Consider the following 18,286-nt stretch of genomic DNA (forward strand, 5'->3'; position numbering starts at 1 on the left):
CTCAGCGGGTGGCGGCGGGCATGGCGCCCTGGAATTCCGGGCGGGACTGGCGGATCGCCAAGGCGACGCCGGCCAGCGTGATGGCGGCATAGGCCATGCGGCCCCAGGCCGCGGCCTGTTCGCCGGCGCTGGCGGCGAGCGCGGCCATGATGGCGAGCATGGCCAGTCCTCCCAATCCATTCAGAATGGCGACGGCGCGCGAATTGCCCATGCCCAGCAGCGAAAAGTGCGCGGCCGCGTTCAACGACAGCAGGCCGGACGCGGCGATCAGCAGCCGGAATGTGTGCAGATGGCCGGCCGCGATGGCGGGTCCCAGCATCAGGTCCAGCAGCGGCCGGCTGGCGGCCAGCACGGCCAGCGTGGCGCCGGCCGACAGCGCCAGGTTCCACAGCATCTGCCGGCGGACTTCGCGTTCGGCGGCGCCGGGAAAGGGCGGCGCCGCCAGCAGCCGGCTGACGCGCGGCATGGCTTTCTGGAACACCGCCACCGAGGCGGTATGGATCATCTGGCCGACCTGCACGCCGACGGTGTAGATCGCCAGCGCGGCCGGGCCCATCAGGCCGCCGACCAGCACCCGGTCCACCGAGCCGAAGGCCAGCGCGCTCAGGCTGTTGAGCCAGGACCAGCGCGAAAAACGGAAGGCCGCCATCATGGCGGGACGGTCGATCACCGGGCGCAGCAGCGCATGGCCGTAGGCGCGCGAGAACACGAACATCTTGACGGTGCCGGCCAGCAGCAGGCCGAGCGCCTGCGCCAGCGCGGTCCAGGTCGGCGAGGCCGTGAGCAGCGCCGCGGCGCAGGCCAGCGCCATGGTGCCGGCACGGCTGAAGGCCTCGCACAGCGCCGTGGCGCGGAAGTCCTCGCGTCCTTTCAGGCAGCCGGACAGCAGCTGGTCGTATTGCTGGGTCAGGTAGACGGCCAGCGCCGGCATGGCCAGCAGCGTGACCGCCACGCCGCCGAAGGTGGCGCCGGGCCAGCCCAGGCCCACCACCAGCCACAGCAGCATGGCGATGGCCGAGACCACGGCCAGCGCGCAGCCTATCAACGCCATGCCCACGCCCGCGGCGCGGTAGGCGCCGCCCGGTTCGTGCGCGCGTTCGGACACCAGCTTGGTGGCCGTGACGGCCGCGCCCAGGTTGGCGGCGTTGCCGAACCCGGCCAGCGCGATGATCATGGAATACTGCCCGAAGCCCACCGTGCCCAGCTGCCGGAACAGCAGGGGCAGGGCGACCAGCGCGGCGGCCGGTCCCGCGCCGTACTCCACCAGCCCCCAGAAGGAGGCATTGCCGGCGACGTGTCTGCTGAGGAAAGCGCGCATCGGTAAGCCTGTCTGTCGTCCTCGCGGGCGCGACCCTCAGGCCACGGGCACCGCCTGTTGCGGATGCTCCCGCAGGAAATGGCCATAGGCCAGCTCGATGCCGTGCGCGAGCGAGATCTCCGGACGCCAGCCCAATGCCCGGATGCGTTCGGAATCCATCAGCTTGCGCGGCGTGCCGTCGGGCTTGGAACGGTCATAGTCGATCTCGCCGCGAAAACCGACCACGCGCGCCACCAGCGTGGCCAGTTCCGCGATCGCGATGTCCTGGCCGGCGCCGATGTTGTAGACGCCCGTGGCATCCGGGTGCTCCATCAGCATGACGCAGGCGCGCGCCAGATCGTCGACGTAGAGGAACTCGCGCAGCGGCGCGCCAGTGCCCCAGATCGTCACGCTGGCCTGTCCGGCCTCGCGGCCTTCGTGGAACTTGCGGATCAGCGCCGGCAACACGTGGCTGCTGTGCAGGTCGTAGTTGTCGCGCGGGCCATACAGGTTGGTCGGCATGGCGCAGATGAAGCGCGCGCCGTGTTGCCGCTGGTAGGCCTCGCACAGCTTCAGGCCGGCGATCTTGGCGATGGCGTAGGGCTCGTTGGTCGATTCCAGCGGGCCCGTCAGCAGCGCGTCCTCGCGCAGCGGCTGCGGCGCCTCGCGCGGATAGATGCACGAGGAACCCAGGAACAGCAGCTTGCGCACGCCGGCCGCGTAGGCGGCGCGGATGACGTTGCACTGGATCATCAGGTTCCGGTAGAGGAAGTCCACCGGGTGGTTCTGGTTGGCCAGGATGCCGCCGACCTTGGCGGCCGCCAGGTACACCACGTCCACCGGCGTGGTCGAAAAGAAGCGGTGGACCTGGTTCTGGTTCTCCAGGTCCAGCTCCTGCCGGCCGCGCGTGATCACGTTGCGATAGCCGCGCCGGTCCAGTTCGCGGGCCAGCGCCGCGCCCACCATGCCGCGATGGCCGGCGACAAATACCCGCTGATCCAGGTTCGTCATGGCGGCTTACTCCTTGTAGGCGTAGATTTCATAGCCGTTCTGCTCGACCAGCGCATCGCGCCGGGCTTCCTTCAGGTCGCTCTCGACCATTTCCTTGACCAGCTGCGCGAAGCTGGTGCGCGGCGACCAGCCCAGCTTCTCGCGGGCCTTGGTGGGGTCGCCCAGCAGCGTCTCGACCTCGGTCGGGCGGAAATAGCGCGGGTCCACCCGCACGATCACCTGGCCCGGCTTGATGTCGTGGATGGGGCTGAACAGCACGGTGGCGGTTTCTTCCACGCCTTCGCCTTCCCAGGCCAGCAGCAGGCCCAGCTCGCGCGCGGCGGTGTTGATGAATTCACGCACGCTGTACTGCCGGCCGGTGGCGATGACATAGTCCTCGGGCTTGTCCTGCTGCAGCATCAGCCACTGCATTTCCACGTAGTCGCGCGCGTGGCCCCAATCGCGCAGGGCGGACAGGTTGCCCAGGTACAGGCATTCCTGCAGGCCCAGCACGATGCGCGCCAGGCCGCGCGTGATCTTGCGCGTGACGAAGGTCTCGCCGCGCTTGGGCGACTCGTGGTTGAAGAGGATGCCGTTGCAGGCGTACATGCCGTAGGCCTCGCGGTAGTTCACGCTGATCCAGTAGGCGTAGAGCTTGGCGGCGGCGTAGGGGCTGCGCGGATAGAACGGGGTGGTCTCGCGCTGCGGCGTTTCCTGCACCAGGCCGTACAGCTCGGAGGTCGAGGCCTGGTAGAAGCGCGACTTGTCTTCCAGCTTCAGGATGCGGATCGCTTCCAACAGGCGCAGCGTGCCCAGGCCGTCGGCGTTGGCGGTGTATTCCGGCTCCTCGAACGAAACGCCGACGTGGCTCTGCGCCGCGAGGTTGTAGATCTCGTCGGGCTGTACCGACTGCACGATGCGGATCAGGCTGCAAGAATCCGTCATGTCGCCGTGGTGCAGCACGAAGTTGCGCGGCTGGTCGTGCGGATCCTGGTACAGATGATCGATGCGCGCGGTGTTGAACAGCGAGGCCCGCCGCTTGATGCCGTGCACCTCGTAGCCCTTGGCGAGCAGGAACTCCGCCAGATAGGCGCCGTCTTGGCCTGTGACGCCGGTAATCAGTGCCCGTTTTGGCATGGTTGTATCCTTAAGACTTAGTGACTGCACGAAAGGAGCCGATGGCTGCGGAACCAATGTGCAATGAGATTACTGTTGCACCCGCCGCCGAGATATCGGCCAAAAGGTCTACGAGATCCGCCTGTCTGTACGGGAAGAACGATTGGATGCCTTCGTCCAGCGCGCCCAGCGCCGTGGCGAACAGGAATGCCCACAGCGCGGGCCGCCGGTTGAACGAGGCGTAGGCCAGGCAGGTCAGCGTGGCGTAGGCGGCCAGGTGCAGACGCTTGTCGCCATAGGCGTCGGACATCTGCGCGGCCAGGCCGGGCAGGTTGCCGATCGTCACCAGCGCCAGGAAGAACAGCGCCGCCGCCGGCAGGCAGACGCGCGCCAGCCCCGGACGCCAGAACGGCGCGCGCGTGGCGTCAGGCGCGGCCATACATGTCCTGGAATCTGACGATGTCGTCCTCGCCCAGATAGGCGCCGGACTGCACCTCGATGATTTCCAGCGGGATCTTGCCCGGGTTCTCCAGGCTGTGGATCTCGCCCAGCGGGATGTAGGTGGACTGGTTCTCCGTCAGCAGGTATTGCTTGTCGCCGTTGTAGATGCGGGCCGTGCCGGACACCACGATCCAGTGCTCGGCGCGGTGATGATGCATCTGCGACGAGAGCCGGGCGCCGGGCTTGACCGTGATCCGCTTGACCTGGTAGCGCGGGCCCTGGCCCACCGAGTCGTAGGAGCCCCAGGGCCGCTGCACCTCGCGGTGATGGTTCAGCTCGGAACGGTGCTGGACCTTGAAGGCTTCCACCAGGCGCTTGACGTCCTGCGAGCGCGACTTGTGGGCGACCAGCACGGCGTCCGCGGTTTCGATCACCACGATGTCGTCCAGCCCCACCGAGGCGACCAGCCGGCTGGTGGAGTGGATCAGGCAGTTGCGCGAATCCTCCACCATCACGTCGCCGGTGGTCGAATTGCCTTCCACCGATTTGGGGGCGATGCCCCAGACCGCGTCCCAGGCGCCCACGTCGCTCCAGGGCGCGGCCAGCGGGATGACCACCGCGCTGTCGGTGCGCTCCATGATGGCGTAGTCCATCGAATCACTGGGGCAGGCCTCGAAGGCCGGGCCGTCCAGCTGGAACAGCGCATCGTCGCCATGTCCGGAGGCGATCGCGGCGCGCACCTGTTGCAGCATGCGCGGCGCCAGCCGGTCCATCTCGGCCAGGAAGACCGAGGCCTGGAACGCGAACATGCCGCTGTTCCAGTAGTAGTTGCCTTCCTCGATGAAGCGCTGCGCGACTTCCGGCGAGGGCTTTTCGACGAAGCGGCGCACGCGGCGGGCGGGCGCCATGGCGGCGGGCGCGTCGGCCTGGATATAGCCGTAGCCGCTGAGCGGCGCGGTCGGGGTGATGCCGAACGTCACCAGCGCGCCCTGGCGCGCCGCCAGATAGGCCTGCGCATAGGCCGCGGCCAGCACCTCGCCGTCCTCCAGCACGTGGTCCGACGGCATGATGAGCATCACCGGATCCTCGCCGCCGCGCATGGCGCGCAGCGTGGCGGCGGCGATGGCCGGCGCGGTATTGCGGGCGTGGGGCTCCAGGATCAGCTCGGCATCCTTGATTCCCAGCTCCTGCGCCTGTTCGGCCGCGATGTAGCGGTGCGCCTCGTTGCAGACCAGCGTGGGGTGCGCCTGGGCGCCGGCCGAGTCCAGCCGCAGCAGGGTGTTCTGCAACAGGCTGCGGTCATCGGTCAGACGGATGAACTGCTTGGGCAGCAGCTCGCGCGACAGCGGCCACAGCCGCGAGCCCGATCCGCCGCAGAGGATGACGGCGCGGTAGGGGGGAGGGGGATTGGTCATGGCGCGTACTCCTTGAAGTAGGCCCGGGTGTAGGGATGCACGTCAGGGTCGGCGACGATGGCGGCGGGCGACAGCCAGCGGTAGCCGCGATGCTGCGCGTGCGGCAGGCTGGCCGGTTCCAGCGCCCGCTCGGCCTCGTAGGCCAGCACGATGTAATGGGTGGAGCGGTTGATTTCGCCGGCGAAGTTGGTGGAGTAGAAATGCTCGTGGACGCCGCAAGGCGTCCAGGCGCCGGCCATTGCGTGCAGGCCCAGCTCCTCGCGGGCGATGCGGTCCAGCGCCAGCGCCAGCGGCTCGTTCTTGCGGATGCGCCCGCCGGGCACGAACCAGGCGCCCTGGGCCGGCGGATTGCTGCGCAGCCCCGTCAGGTAGCGCCCCTGGCCGTCGTGCAGCAGCAGATCGATGGACACCAGCGGCAGCATCTCCACCGCCCGCCGGAAATCCGCCGGCGACAGCAGGCCGCCGGCCGGTTCCGCCGCGCCCGAAACCGCCGTCCCGTGCACGCCAGACCCCCCGCATGCAGCCGCCGCCTCCAGCCCGGAAGCGCCACCACCAGTGGCGGCGGCCTTCAGCCCGGGCGCACCACCACCACCAGCGGCTGCCTCCAGCACAGCCCCCCCGCACGCCACCGCTGCCCCGCTATCGGGATGCCGCGGATCCGGCTCCGCCGGTCCGCAGGCATGCCCCCCTGGGGGGGAAGCGCGCAGCGCTTCGGGGGGGGGCCTAACCCCTCTAGTAGACATCGCGGCCCGTCCATCCGGAGATCGCCGTGCGGGCGATGATCCGCAGGTCCATGCGGAAGGTCCAATGCTGGATGTAGTACAGATCGTGCTCGACGCGGTCGCTCATCTTGCGCAGCGTGTCGGTCTGGCCCCGGAATCCGTTGACCTGCGCCCAGCCGGTGATGCCGGGCTTGACGCGGTGGCGCATCATGTAGCGCTGCACCAGGTCCTTGTACATCTCGTTGTGCTCCAGCGCGTGCGGCCGGGGGCCGACCACCGACATGTCGCCCAGCAGCACGTTGATGAATTGCGGCAGCTCATCCAGGCTGGTGCGCCGCAGGAAGGCGCCGACCCGGGTCACGCGCGCGTCGCCCCGGGTGGCCTGCGTGACCACGCCGTGCTCCTGGTGCACCGTCATGGTGCGGAACTTGTAGACGCGGAATACCTTGCCGTCCACGCCCAGGCGGGGCTGGGTGAACAGCACCGGACCGCGCGAGGACAGTTTCACCAGCGCGGCCACGGTCAGCATGATCGGCGACAGGCCGATCAGCGCGCACAGCGCGAACACCCGGTCGAACGCTTCCTTGGCCAGGCCGCGCACGCCGGCGGCGGGCAAGGTGTTGAGCTGGATGGCGGGCAGGCCCAGGAAGTCGCCGATCCGATGGCCCAGCAGCTGGATCGACAGCACATCCGGAATCCAGCGCACGTCCACCAGGTCGTTGCGCAGGTGGTGCAGCACTTCGCGCAACTCCTGCCCTGCCTCCATCGGCAGCACGATCCAGATCTCGCGCACGCCGTGATCCAGGACGAAGGCATGCAGCTGGTCCAGGCTGTGCAGGCGTCGCACCTGCGACGGCAGGTTCTCGTGCGGCTCGGCATAGATGCCGGCGACTTCGTAACCGGCCTCGCTGTGGCGCCGGACCCGGCGCCACAGATCGTGCCCCAGGGCGCCGAAGCCGACGATCAGCACGCGCTTTCTGTTCAGGCCGCGATCGCGCGCCGCGCCCAGGATGGAATAGGCGCCGACGCGCGCGCCGACCAGCGTGACGGCGGCCAGCACGAACCAGGCGCCCGCCCACATGCGCGATAGCGCGGCCGCCTGGTGCATGAGGAAGCTGATCAGGATGCCCAGCGCGAACACCGTCGCCCAGGCAGCCACGCAGCGCGCCGCCAGATCCGCCAGGCGCCGGCCGCGCCAGGACTGGTAGAGGCGGAACGCGGGGAAGACGGCGACCACGCCCAGCCCGCACAGGTAGATGAGGAACAGATGGATGGGCGGCGGATCGCCGGTCATGTCCTCGGCGAACTTCAGCTCGGTGGCCGCGAGCCCGCAGGCGATCACGATCCCCGCGTCCAGCAGGCGATAGAGCAAGCTGGCGCCATTGAATCTTGCCGACGCGTCCGATTGGGGCGTGTCCATCGCGCACTCCTGTGTTCTTGGCTAGACGCCAGAAGGAACCGGGAACAGGCCGCTGCATTGCCGCAAAGCCTGGGGCCACGGGAAAAATCTTATTGACTGGAGGGCGCACTCGAAACCTCCAAACGATGTAGGAGAAGGCTTAGGGCATCCGTCGAATGTGCGGGCCGGAAAAAAGAGAGTGGAATGTCGCAACCCGTTACGCATCGGGCTCTCTTGCTGGCAACGAAGTCATTCACCGTGGAGTCGCCATGACGACAATTTTCGGAACCGTGAGCCGGGCCCTGGCAGCCATCGCGCTCGTGTCCTCGTTGGGCGCTTGCGCCTTGTCCCCCGGCATGACCTTCAAGGCCGGCCACCTCGTCGATCCCAATGATCCGAATTCCGTCGCGGAGGTCCGCGAGCTCACGCCGGCGCTGGTCATGGACGACGTGCGCGCCCGCAACGCGCTGATCGACAACGACGGCGTGGACCGCCTGTACGGCAAGAGCGAGCCGTATCGCATCGGCCCCGGGGACATCCTTTCGATCGTGGTCTGGGACCACCCCGAACTCGTGCTTCCGACGCAAACCTACGCCATTGGCGCGGGGGCGACCGAACTAGCCATTGGGGACACCGCCTCGGGCATTCCGGGCTATGCCGTATCAGCCACTGGATTCATCCAGTTTCCGTACACGGGATTGCTGAAAGTGGCCGGGTTGACGGAGCTTCAGGCGCGCAATCTCATAGTCAATAGTTCGAGCAAGTACATCCAGGATCCGCAGATCACCGTGCGCGTGCTGGGCTACCGGAGCAAGCGTGTCTATGTGGAAGGCGAAGTGAAGACGCCGGGCGCGCTGGCGATCAACGACATTCCCATGACCCTGATGGAAGCGGTCAACCGGGCCGGGGGCATCCTGGCGACGGGCGATCGCAGCGGCGTGTATGTCATCCGCGAAGGACGTCCCACGCGCATCAATCTGCCGGCCCTGATCGAACGCGGCAAGGACCTGAACCAGGTCCTGCTGAAGGCGGGAGACATCGTGCGGGTGACGCCGCGCGATGACAGCAAGATCTTCGTGATGGGCGAGGTGACCACGCCCACGGTGGCGGTGATGCGGGACGGTCGCATGTCGCTGAACGAGGCGTTGGGACTGGCCGGCGGCCCCAGCCAGTTGAACTCGGATCCTTCGCAGGTGTTTGTCGTGCGCAGCACGGAGGAGGCAAAACCGCTGGTCTTTCACCTGAACGCGGCATCGCCGCAAGCGCTCGCGGTGGCGGAGAAATTCGAGTTGCAGCCCAAAGACGTCGTATTCGTGGATACGGCCGGCCTGGTGCGTTGGAACCGTTTCATCAGCAACCTGTTCCCCAGCGCGCAAACGGTGCAGACCGTCAATTCCATCAAGTAGTCGCCTGACAAACAACGCCTTTGGAGGCGCCGCGACGGCGGCGGCGCCTTCTCCTGGAGAGCTGCATGTCGTTGCCCATCGAGTCCTTTGAACCCTCGGCGCCTGCCCGTCAGCAGGAAACCCCACTGTCTTCGCACGTGGACGCGATCTTCTCCAACCGCTGGATGATCATCGGCATCACGCTGCTGGCGCTGCTGGGAGCGGTGATCTACGTGATGATGACGCCGTCGGTCTACCAGGCCGACATCATCGTCCAGGTGGAGGAGGAACAGCCCAACGGACAGGCCCGCAGCCTGCTGGGCGATGTGTCCGCGATCTTCGACACCAAGACCGAGACCTCCGGCGAAATGGAAGTGCTGCGCTCGCGCATGGTGGTCGGTCCTGCGGTCGACAAGTTCCTGCTCTACATCCAGGCCAGGCCGAATTACTTCCCGGTGGTGGGCGCCTGGCTGGCGCAGCGCCACGAGAGCCTGCCCTATCCCGGCGCCCTGCCCAGGGGCGGCTACGCCTGGGGCGGCGAGACCATTTCCGTGTCGCAGCTGGACGTGCCCAATGAATGGCTGGGCAAGCCGCTGCGGGTGACGACGCTGGGCGACGGGCGCTACACGCTGTTCGACAAGATCACAGGCTCGACCTTCACCGGTACCGTGGGCGCGCCGCAGCATTTCGTGCTGCCGGGCGGCGGCGCGCTGGACGTGCACATCGACGCGCTCAGCGGCCGTCCGGGCACCGAGTTCACCGTGTCGCGCAGCTCGCGGCTGGCAGCCATCGAGGACGTGCAGGCGCGCATGGGCATCTTCGAGCGCGGCCGCGCCTCGGGCGTGATCGGCGTCACGCTGGAAGGCAACGATCCCACGCTGACCACCGCCGTGCTGAACGAGATCGGCGCGGAATACGTGCAGCAGAACGTGAACCGCAAGGCGGCGCAGGCGGAGAAGTCGCTGAGTTTCCTGGAGCAGCAACTGCCTCAGATGAAGAAGGATCTGGACGCCTCCGAGACCAAGTACAACGCCTTGCGCAACAAGCGCGGCACCATCGACCTGAGCGAGGAGGCCAAGCTGATCCTGGCCCAGTCGGTGGACGCGCAGACCAAGGTGATGGAACTGCGCGCCAAGCGCCAGGACCTGATCACGCGCTTCGCGCCCACCCACCCCAGCATCCTGGCCATCGACCGGCAGATCGCCTCGCTGACCGGCGACGTGAACCGCATCGGCAACAACATCAAGCAGTTGCCCGACCTGGAGCAGGACGTGGTGCGGCTGGTGCGCGACGTGCGCGTGAACACCGAGCTGTACACCGCGCTGCTGAACAACACCCAGCAGCTCAAGCTGATCCGCGCGGGCAAGGTCGGCAACGTGCGCATCCTGGACGCGGCGGTGCAGCCGGACAAGCCGGTGCGGCCCAAGGCCGCCATCATCATCCTGGTGGCCACCGCCATCGGCCTGATCATCGGCCTGCTGTCCGCCCTGGTGCGCAACGCGCTGTTCGGCGGGCTGTCCGAACCGGAAGAGGTGGAGCGCTACACCGGCCTGCCGGTGCTCGCGGCCATTCCCTACAGCGACATCCAGGACAAGCTCTGGCGCCGCAGCCGTCGCAAGAACGCGACCGTGCCCGCGCTGCTGGCGCAGAGCCAGAGCAACGCGCCGCCCATCGAAAGCCTGCGGTCCTTCCGCAACGTGCTGCAGGCCTCGCTGCGCCAGTCGGCCAACAACATGGTCATGTTCACGGGCCCGGTGGCCGGGGTGGGCAAGTCTTTCCTGTCGGCCAACTTCGCCTTCATCCAGGGCGGCGTGGGCAAGCGGGTGCTGTTGATCGACGCCGACTTCCGCAAGGGCCAGCTCAACCGCTATTTCGGCGTGCCCAAGGAAGACGGCCTGTTCGAGGTGCTGTCCGGCACGATCCCGCTGGAGCAGGTGCGCCGGCACAGCGTGTCCGAGGGCGTGGATTTCATTTCCACCGGCGCTGTCACCTTCGACCCGTCCGAGCTGCTGGCCTCGCCGGTATTCGGCCAGACGCTGCGCGAGCTGTCGACCCAGTACGACATGGTGGTGCTGGATACCGCGCCGGTGCTGTCCTCGCCGGATGCCGCGGTGGTGGGCAGCCATGCGGCCGCGGTGATGGTGGTGGTGCGGTCCGGCATGAACACGGTGGGCGAGATCCGCGAGACGGCCAAGCGGCTGATCCAGGCCGGCGCGCCGGTGGATGGCGTGCTGTTCAACGGCTTGAAGCTGCTGCCCGAGCGCTTCGGCCTGCGGTCCAAGTATGGCGGATACCGCTATTCCAGGGCGGCGTACTACGGCGATTTCAAGCAGAACGGTCCCAAGTGACGCCAGCCGGAGGAAACGGACATGCACGGAACTTTTGGCTGGGACGCTCCGAACATCCTTGATTCGGTTTTCAAGGCCTACGACATCCGTGGCACGGTGCCCGAAGAGATCGACGCGCGCTTTGCCCACAGCCTGGGCATGGCGGCGGGCGTGAAGGCGCTGGAGCTGGGCGCCCGCGCGATGGTGGTGGCGCGCGACGGCAGGCTGAGCAGCGTGGAGCTGTCGGCCGCGCTGCAGGCCGGCCTGCGCGCCGCCGGCCTGCATGTGATCGACATCGGCATGGCCACCACGCCGATGCTGTATTTCGCCACGCGGCTGATGGATACCGGCGCCGGCATCGCGGTCACCGGCAGCCACAATCCGCCCAACCACAACGGCTTCAAGCTCGTGCTGGATGGCGCTTCGCTCTACGGCGACGGCATCGCCGCGCTGCGCGACGCCATGCGTCGGCCGATAGAAGGCGCGGCCCATGCCGGCGGGCGCACGCAGATGCAGATGCAGCCCTGCTACGCCGCGCGCGTGATGGGCGATATCCGCCTGACCCGGCCGATGAAGATCGCCGTCGATTGCGGCAACGGCGTGGCCGGCGCGATCGCCCCGGCCCTGTTCCGCGCGCTGGGCTGCGAAGTCACCGAGCTGTTCTGCGAGGTGGACGGCGCCTTTCCGGGACATCATCCGGACCCCGCCGATCCGCAGAACCTGCAGGACCTGATCTATTGCCTGCGCTACTCGGACTGCGAGATCGGCCTGGCCTTCGACGGCGACGGCGACCGGCTGGGCGTGGTCAGCAAATCCGGCCAGATCATCTGGCCGGACCGGCAGCTCATCCTGTTCGCGCGCGATGTGCTGTCGCGCAACCCGGGCGCCGAGATCATCTACGACGTGAAGTGCAGCCGCCACGTGGCCCGCGCGATCACCGAGGCCGGCGGCAAGGCCACCATGTGGAAGACGGGCCATTCGCTGATCAAGGCCAAGATGCGCGAGACCGGCGCGTTGCTGGCCGGCGAGATGAGCGGGCACCTGTTCTTCAAGGAGCGCTGGTATGGCTTCGACGACGGGCTGTACGCCGCCGCGCGCCTGCTGGAAATTCTGTCCGCGGCGCCGGATCCCTCGGCCATGCTGGAGGGATTGCCGCAGTCCTGCGCCACGCCCGAGATCAAGCTGGAGACCGCCGAGGGCGAGCAGTTCGCCCTGGTTGAAGCGCTGCGCGCGCAAGGCGGATTTCCCGGCGCGTTGACGATCAACGACCTGGACGGCGTGCGGGTGGATTACGCCGACGGCTTCGGCCTGGCGCGGCCGTCCAACACCACGCCGACGGTCGTGCTGCGTTTCGAAGGGGACACGATGGCCGCCCTGGCGCGCATCGAGGAGGACTTCCGCAACGCCTTGCGTCGCGTCGCGCCTCATGTCCGTTTACCGTTCTAAGGAGCACTACGCGATGGATAGGGCTGAATTTGCGAGGGAAGAGGCGCAAGCCGCGGGCTTGCTGGACTGCGCCGAATGGCGGGTCTTCGACCATGCGGCGCGCTGCGCGGAACTGGACGCCGGCGCGCTCAAGCTGATCGAGGCGGCGGGCCTGAGCCTGGACTTGTCCATGCAGCGCCAGTCGCCCGCGCTGGAGGCGGCGGGGCTGGCCCTGCTGCGCGCCCGTGGCGTGCCGAGGGCCGTGCAGGCGCTGTTCGCGGGCGAGGCGGTCAACTGGACCGAGGACAAGCCCGCCTGGCACACCGCGCTGCGCGCGGGACGCACGCGCGAGCAGCCCGACGGCCAGGACGCCGGCTCCGTCTGCGAGTACGCGCGCATGCTGGACTTCGTGCGCGCGCTGGACCAGGAGGCGGACATCGGCACCGTGCTGCACATCGGCATCGGCGGCAGCGACTGGGGGCCAAGGCTGGCGGTGCAGGCCTTTGGCGGCGCCACGCAGCGCCGGCAGATCCGTTTCGTCTCGAACATCGACGGCCATGCGTTCAACGACGCGGTGGCCGGGCTGGATCCACGGCGCTGCCTGGTGGTGGTGTCGTCCAAATCCTTCACCACCGCCGAGACCCTGCACAATGCCCGAGCCGCCATCGCCTGGCTGCGGCGCGGCGGCGTGGCCGACGTGGCGACGCATCTGGCCGCGGTCACGGCCAACGCGCCGGCGGCGCGCGCGCTGGGCGTGCCGGCCGAGCGGGTGTTCTCGATGTGCGACTGGGTGGGCGGCCGCTATTCGGTGTGGTCGGTGGCGGGCCTGTCCATCGCGCTGACGGTGGGCGCCGAGGTGCTGATCGGCATGCGGGCCGGCGCCGAGGCCATGGACCAGCATTTCCGGCTGGCGCCGCTGGCGTCCAATGCGCCGGTGCAGCTGGCGCTTGCCGGCCTGGTCAATTGCAGCGTGCTGGGCCACAACTCGCTGAACATCGCGGCCTACAGCGCGCGGCTGCTGCACCTGGTGACCTACCTGCAGCAGCTGGAGATGGAATCGCTGGGCAAGCGGGTGGCGGGCGATGGCGAAGCCGTGGGCGTGCCGTCCGCGCCCATCATCTGGGGCATGCCCGGCACCGATGGGCAGCACACCTTCTTCCAGTGGCTGCACCAGAGCGAGAATGGCGCGCCGGTGGATTTCATCGCCAGCCTGCAAGGCTGCCCGGACAACCCCGACGCGCACCGCATGCTGCTGGCCAACTGCCTGGCGCAGCGCCAGGCCCTGTTGCGCGGCAAGAGCCTGGAGCAGGCGCTGCTGGACGTGGCCCATATCGACGACCGCGAGCGCGCGCTGCGCCTGGCGCGCCACATGGTGCATCCCGGCGGGCGTCCGTCCTCGCTGATCGTGCTGCGCAAGCTCGATCCGCGCGGCCTGGGCGCGCTGCTGGCCTTGTACGAGCACAAGGTCTTCGTGCAGAGCGTGGTCTGGGGCATCAATCCCTTCGACCAATGGGGCGTGGAGCTGGGCAAGCGGCTGGCCACCGGCATCGAGCGTGAGCTGGCGGTGCCGGTGTCGGCGGCCGTGGCCGACCGGGGGCACGACGCGTCCACGTCCTACTGGATCGATTGCTATCGGGGCCATGCCCAGGCGCCGCAATCGCGCCATGCCTGGGTGCCGGGCGTCGCGGCGCATCTGTGAGCGGCGGGAGGGCCAGCGCCCAAGGGGGCCGGCGCCTGCCGCATAACCCCTGCGTCGTGTCGGGGGGATTCCGCGAAGGGCGCCGCAGCGGTTACAGTTGACGGGAATATTGCAAAGCAGCATCGGCCCGCCGGCCTGGCCGGCGGCCGCTGCTCCGTCAGCGAGGCACTTCATGTTCGATCTTCATTCCCAAGCCGGCGCCGCCGGCATTTCCTTGCGGGCGCAGCCATGAGCGGGCCCAGCCACATCCCGCCCGCGCACTGGAACCTGGACGGCATCGTGTCCGGCCTGCGCGAGGCGCGCCTGGCCTGGCGCGGTCCGCGCGGCCGCCTGCGCGAAGACGCCGGCCTGCGCGAGTTTCCGTCGCAGGAAAGCCTGCGCCAGATCGTCAAGGACCTGAGCGGCGCGCTGTTCCCCATGCGCCTGGGGCCCATCGACCTGCGCGAGGAAGTGGAAGACTTCTACGTCGGCCACACCATCGGCGCGGCGCTGGACGCGCTGCTGCACCAAGTCTGTCTGGAACTGCAGTACGCCGGTCGCCACGATCCGGCGCTGCTGGCCGACACGCAGCAGCGCGCCATCGGCATCGTGCGCCAGTTCGGCGCCGAGCTGCCCAAGGTGCGCGAGGCGCTGGACCTGGACGTGACCGCGGCCTACCAGGGCGACCCGGCCGCGCACAGCGCCGACGAGGTGCTGCTGTGCTACCCCGGCGTGACCGCGATGATCCACCATCGCCTGGCCAACGTGCTGTACCGGCTGGGCGTGCCCATGCTGGCGCGCATGGTGGCCGAGATCGCGCATGCTGACACCGGCATCGACATCCATCCGGGCGCCACCATCGGCCGCAGCTTCTTCATCGACCACGGCACCGGCGTGGTGATCGGCGAGACCGCCATCATCGGCGACCGCGTGCGGCTCTACCAGATGGTGACGCTGGGCGCCAAGCGCTTCCCGCCCGGCGAGAACGGCGAACTCAAGAAGGGCCTGCCGCGCCACCCGTTGATCGAGGACGATGTGGTGATATACGCTGGCGCCACGATCCTGGGCCGCATCACCATCGGCAAGGGATCGACCATCGGCGGCAACGTCTGGCTCACGCGCAGCGTGGCGCCGGGCAGCAACGTGACCCAGGCGAGCCTGGTCAGCGACATGCCCGACTGCGGGCTGGGCGGCTGATCGTCGCGCCGGGCGCGGCCGCCGGTCCGCGCATCAGCGATTCTGGGAGCCTGGATGGACACACGCGTTTCGGATCTGGCCGCGCTGCGCGGCTTCGTCGACCGCCACCCGCGGCTGTTCGTGCTGACGGGGGCGGGCGTCAGCACCGATTCCGGCATCCCGGACTATCGCGACACCGAGGGCGAATGGAAGCGCAAGCCGCCCATGACCCTGCAGATGTTCATGGGCGGCGACCTGGCCCGCGCGCGCTACTGGGCGCGCAGCATGATCGGCTGGCGCCGCTTCGGCCGCGTCCTGCCCAATGATTCGCACCGGGCGCTTGCGCGGCTGGAATCGCGCGGCCGGCTCAGCCTGTTGGTGACGCAGAACGTCGACGGCCTGCACGAGGCCGCCGGCAGTCGCGAGGTCGTAGACCTGCACGGCCGGCTGGACCAGGTGCGCTGCATGCAATGCGACTGGCGCGGCGCGCGGCAGGCCTGGCAGGACGAGCTGGCGGGACTCAATCCGAATTGGGAATCGCTGGAGGCCAGCGACGCGCCCGACGGCGACGCCGATCTGGACGGCGTGGATTTCTCCGGATTCCGCGTTCCGCCCTGTCCGCGCTGCGGCGGCGTGGTCAAGCCCGATGTGGTCTTTTTCGGCGAGACGGTGCCGCGCGAACGCGTGGACCGCGTCAACGCGGGCCTGATGGCCGCCGACGCGGTGCTGGTCGTGGGGTCTTCGTTGATGGTGTATTCGGGCTATCGTTTCGTGGCCGCCGCCGCGCGCAACGGCATGCCGATCGCGGCGATCAACCTGGGCCGCACGCGGGCCGACGCCTTGCTGACCCTGAAGGTGGAACAGCCTTGCGCGCTGGCGCTGGACGCCCTGTGAAAGCGCCCGCCGGCCGCCAGTCGGCGGCCGGTTTTTGAGCGGTTTATACAAGCCCTTGTCCTGCAAGGGTTTTTTTCTACTGTTACAGAGCTTTCCATAGGGTTGTCCACAGATAGTGGGGATAACTCCTAGGGATAACCCGAGGCGGAGTCCCGGAAAATGGGACTCCAGATGGGGACGGACCCCGCCCGGGCTCAGCTTTCCGAGGCCACGAAATCCTCGCCCATCAGCGCTTTCTGCGCGGCATGCCAACTGCCCGCGTCGGGCGCGTACAGCAGGCCGCCGCTGCGGTGCGTGGGCTTGTATGGCGAACCGTCGAAGCGCGCGGCGTAGCCGCCCGCCTCGCGGTGCAGCAGCCAGCCCGCGGCGTGGTCCCAGGCGGTGAGCTGGTTGTACAGCGCGATATGGCAATGGCCCGCCGCCAGCATCCGGTATTCATGGGCCGCGCAGCGCAGCGAGGCCGTGCTGCCCAATTTCGACAGGTTGCCGTTGACCGTGCTGCGCAGCGGCTCGGGCAGCGCGCCGGTGGAGATCAGGCCGTCCATGTCCTCGGGCGGCGCGGGGCTGGCCACGGCCAGCGGCGCCTGCTTGCCGTTCTCGTATTCCATCCATGCGCCTTCGCCGCGCACGGCCAGCGCGCTGTCGCGGCTGACGGGGTCGTAGATCACGCCGGCGATCACGTCGCCGCGATGGCAGGCGGCGATCATCATGCCGAACAGCGGCAGGCCCGCCACGTAGTTGCGGGTGCCGTCGATGGGATCGATCAGGAAGGCCAGGTCGGCGTCGACCAGCATGTTCAGCAGCGCCGGATTGCGGGTCGAGGCTTCCTCGCCGATCAGCACCGCGCCGGGATACAGCTTGGCCAGGCGCGCGCTGATCATGCGTTCGGCGGCTTCGTCGGCATCGGTGACCAGGTCGCGCGCGGAGGTCTTGCCGCGCACGGCGCCCTCGGGCAGGTTGCGAAAGCGCGGCATGACCTCGGCCTGGGCCGTATCGGCCAGGATGGACGCCAGCCGGCGCGTTTCTTCGCGGGTGAATGATCTGCTCATAGTGATTCGTCCTAGCAACGCGCAAATCTAGCATGCCGGCAAGGCATTTGATCGTGTCGGGGAAGGGGTTGAATCAAAAGCCTATTTCAGGGACGGTTTTGTGCCACGGCGACTTCTTCTGGAAGAAGCATGACGGTGCGGCGAGCTTGCCCTGGATCGATACCTGTTTCCCCACGCTACACCGTTTTCTGCTTGTCCATTTTTCTCAATTTCTCCGTTTCTTTGTTTCGCTGTGTTCGCCTGACCTCTGTGGCGGCTGTGTGGCGCACGCCGCCGGCCGCTTTGCGGCGTTCACTTGTCGCATGAAGCGTCGGGCACAAAGTCCGACCGGTCCTATGCACGAATTCGGAAACGTCCCATGGCATCTCTGCCGTGGCGGCCCTAGCGTATCGCCAGAATTCCTTCATCCATCTTTTCCCGACCGGATTTGATGCCACGTCCGTGGACCGCTGAAGGAGTCCTTCCCTCTGGCTTTCAAGGTGCGCCGCATCATGTCCAAGTTCCGTTCCGCCATTGTCTGGCTCGTGCTCTACACCCAGATCTGGACGCCCGTGCTGGCGCAGACGCTGCCGATCAGCGTGGACAAGAACGTTGCGGGTCAGCGGCCGATCGTGGGCACGAGCAACGGCGTGCCGGTGGTCAACATCGCGCCGCCCTCGGCCGGCGGAGTCTCGAACAACAAGTTCACGCAGTTCAACGTCGGTCCGTCCGGCGTGGTGTTGAACAACAGCGGCGGCGCCAGCCAGACGCAGCTGGCCGGGCAGGTCGCGGGCAACCCGATGCTGGGCAACCAGCGCGCCACCACCATCCTGAACCAGGTCACCGCGCCCAACCCCTCGCAGCTGATGGGCACGATGGAAGTGGCCGGCAACCGCGCCAACATCATCGTTGCCAACCCGGCGGGCATCACCTGCAACGGCTGCGGCTTTTTGAACGCGGACCGCGCCACGCTCACGACCGGCAAGCCCATGG

General features: G+C 68.1%; 15 protein-coding genes. 7 read left to right on the forward strand and 8 right to left on the reverse strand.

Annotation, left to right across the window (positions count from 1 at the left end; genetic code table 11):
• Position 1: 1 nt before the first annotated feature.
• The 7 genes from KDH83_RS06000 to KDH83_RS06030 form a co-directional block, all read right to left on the reverse strand.
• Positions 2–1,318 (reverse strand): oligosaccharide flippase family protein, encoded by a 1,317-nt coding sequence (locus KDH83_RS06000; RefSeq protein ID WP_212313512.1) that lies wholly within the window; start codon positions 1,316–1,318, stop codon positions 2–4.
• Positions 1,319–1,354: 36 nt separating this feature from the next.
• The gene (locus KDH83_RS06005; RefSeq protein ID WP_212313514.1) at positions 1,355–2,308 is read right to left on the reverse strand and encodes a GDP-L-fucose synthase; all 954 of its coding nucleotides are present in this window, start codon (positions 2,306–2,308) and stop codon (positions 1,355–1,357) included.
• Positions 2,309–2,314: 6 nt separating this feature from the next.
• Entirely contained in the window at positions 2,315–3,424 is a 1,110-nt protein-coding gene (gene gmd / locus KDH83_RS06010) for a GDP-mannose 4,6-dehydratase (RefSeq protein WP_103275454.1), read from the reverse strand.
• A 10-nt stretch (positions 3,425–3,434) separates the two neighbouring features.
• Entirely contained in the window at positions 3,435–3,842 is a 408-nt protein-coding gene (locus KDH83_RS06015) for a VanZ family protein (protein ID WP_212313516.1), read from the reverse strand.
• Positions 3,829–5,259, reverse strand: coding sequence for a mannose-1-phosphate guanylyltransferase/mannose-6-phosphate isomerase (locus KDH83_RS06020; protein ID WP_212313517.1), 1,431 nt, complete (start codon positions 5,257–5,259; stop codon positions 3,829–3,831). The genes KDH83_RS06015 and KDH83_RS06020 overlap by 14 nt, the downstream gene beginning before the upstream one ends.
• The gene (locus KDH83_RS06025; protein WP_212313532.1) at positions 5,256–5,717 is read right to left on the reverse strand and encodes a GDP-mannose mannosyl hydrolase; all 462 of its coding nucleotides are present in this window, start codon (positions 5,715–5,717) and stop codon (positions 5,256–5,258) included. Before KDH83_RS06025 ends, KDH83_RS06020 begins: the two co-directional genes overlap by 4 nt.
• A 274-nt stretch (positions 5,718–5,991) precedes the next feature.
• Positions 5,992–7,401: an undecaprenyl-phosphate glucose phosphotransferase gene (locus KDH83_RS06030; protein ID WP_212313518.1), complete on the reverse strand. Its 1,410-nt coding sequence runs from the start codon at positions 7,399–7,401 to the stop codon at positions 5,992–5,994.
• 248 nt (positions 7,402–7,649) lie between these two features.
• Here KDH83_RS06030 and KDH83_RS06035 point away from each other — a divergent pair, with 248 nt between their 5' ends.
• From KDH83_RS06035 to KDH83_RS06060, 6 genes are all read left to right on the forward strand, one after another.
• Positions 7,650–8,786, forward strand: coding sequence for a polysaccharide biosynthesis/export family protein (locus KDH83_RS06035; RefSeq protein WP_212313519.1), 1,137 nt, complete (start codon positions 7,650–7,652; stop codon positions 8,784–8,786).
• Between the two features lie 65 nt (positions 8,787–8,851).
• Positions 8,852–11,113, forward strand: a complete 2,262-nt coding sequence (locus tag KDH83_RS06040) for a GNVR domain-containing protein (protein WP_212313520.1) — start codon at positions 8,852–8,854, stop codon at positions 11,111–11,113.
• 21 nt (positions 11,114–11,134) lie between these two features.
• Positions 11,135–12,538 (forward strand): phosphomannomutase/phosphoglucomutase, encoded by a 1,404-nt coding sequence (locus tag KDH83_RS06045; protein WP_212313521.1) that lies wholly within the window; start codon positions 11,135–11,137, stop codon positions 12,536–12,538.
• 13 nt (positions 12,539–12,551) lie between these two features.
• On the forward strand, positions 12,552–14,216 hold the full coding sequence (gene pgi, locus KDH83_RS06050) for a glucose-6-phosphate isomerase (RefSeq protein ID WP_212313523.1): 1,665 nt from the start codon (positions 12,552–12,554) through the stop codon (positions 14,214–14,216).
• A gap of 228 nt (positions 14,217–14,444) precedes the next feature.
• A complete protein-coding gene (gene epsC, locus KDH83_RS06055; RefSeq protein ID WP_212313524.1) occupies positions 14,445–15,392 on the forward strand; it encodes a serine O-acetyltransferase EpsC in 948 nt (315 codons plus the stop codon).
• 54 nt (positions 15,393–15,446) lie between these two features.
• Positions 15,447–16,265 carry an NAD-dependent protein deacetylase gene (locus tag KDH83_RS06060; RefSeq protein ID WP_212313526.1) on the forward strand — a complete coding sequence of 273 codons (819 nt, stop codon included), beginning with the start codon at positions 15,447–15,449 and terminating at the stop codon, positions 16,263–16,265.
• A gap of 194 nt (positions 16,266–16,459) precedes the next feature.
• Here the strand turns inward: KDH83_RS06060 and KDH83_RS06065 are convergent, their stop codons facing one another.
• On the reverse strand, positions 16,460–17,314 hold the full coding sequence (locus KDH83_RS06065) for an inositol monophosphatase family protein (RefSeq protein ID WP_212313528.1): 855 nt from the start codon (positions 17,312–17,314) through the stop codon (positions 16,460–16,462).
• 491 nt (positions 17,315–17,805) lie between these two features.
• Here KDH83_RS06065 and KDH83_RS06070 point away from each other — a divergent pair.
• Positions 17,806–18,286, forward strand: a 481-nt coding sequence (locus KDH83_RS06070) for a filamentous hemagglutinin N-terminal domain-containing protein (RefSeq protein ID WP_212313530.1), incomplete at its 3' end; no start/stop codon positions are given.

The organism is Achromobacter sp. Marseille-Q0513, assembly GCF_018195695.1.
In the GTDB taxonomy this organism is placed as follows: Bacteria; Pseudomonadota; Gammaproteobacteria; order Burkholderiales; family Burkholderiaceae_B; genus Achromobacter.

What these genes read in the sequence shown, in the direction of transcription:
- KDH83_RS06000 (WP_212313512.1), bottom strand. Translation starts at nt 1,318, where the DNA reads ATGCGCGCTTTCCTCAGCAGACACGTCGCCGGCAATGCCTCCTTCTGG.
- KDH83_RS06005 (WP_212313514.1), bottom strand. Translation starts at nt 2,308, where the DNA reads ATGACGAACCTGGATCAGCGGGTATTTGTCGCCGGCCATCGCGGCATG.
- gmd (WP_103275454.1), bottom strand. Translation starts at nt 3,424, where the DNA reads ATGCCAAAACGGGCACTGATTACCGGCGTCACAGGCCAAGACGGCGCC.
- KDH83_RS06015 (WP_212313516.1), bottom strand. Translation starts at nt 3,842, where the DNA reads ATGGCCGCGCCTGACGCCACGCGCGCGCCGTTCTGGCGTCCGGGGCTG.
- KDH83_RS06020 (WP_212313517.1), bottom strand. Translation starts at nt 5,259, where the DNA reads ATGACCAATCCCCCTCCCCCCTACCGCGCCGTCATCCTCTGCGGCGGA.
- KDH83_RS06030 (WP_212313518.1), bottom strand. Translation starts at nt 7,401, where the DNA reads ATGGACACGCCCCAATCGGACGCGTCGGCAAGATTCAATGGCGCCAGC.
- KDH83_RS06035 (WP_212313519.1), top strand. Translation starts at nt 7,650, where the DNA reads ATGACGACAATTTTCGGAACCGTGAGCCGGGCCCTGGCAGCCATCGCG.
- KDH83_RS06040 (WP_212313520.1), top strand. Translation starts at nt 8,852, where the DNA reads ATGTCGTTGCCCATCGAGTCCTTTGAACCCTCGGCGCCTGCCCGTCAG.
- KDH83_RS06045 (WP_212313521.1), top strand. Translation starts at nt 11,135, where the DNA reads ATGCACGGAACTTTTGGCTGGGACGCTCCGAACATCCTTGATTCGGTT.
- pgi (WP_212313523.1), top strand. Translation starts at nt 12,552, where the DNA reads ATGGATAGGGCTGAATTTGCGAGGGAAGAGGCGCAAGCCGCGGGCTTG.
- epsC (WP_212313524.1), top strand. Translation starts at nt 14,445, where the DNA reads ATGAGCGGGCCCAGCCACATCCCGCCCGCGCACTGGAACCTGGACGGC.
- KDH83_RS06060 (WP_212313526.1), top strand. Translation starts at nt 15,447, where the DNA reads ATGGACACACGCGTTTCGGATCTGGCCGCGCTGCGCGGCTTCGTCGAC.
- KDH83_RS06065 (WP_212313528.1), bottom strand. Translation starts at nt 17,314, where the DNA reads ATGAGCAGATCATTCACCCGCGAAGAAACGCGCCGGCTGGCGTCCATC.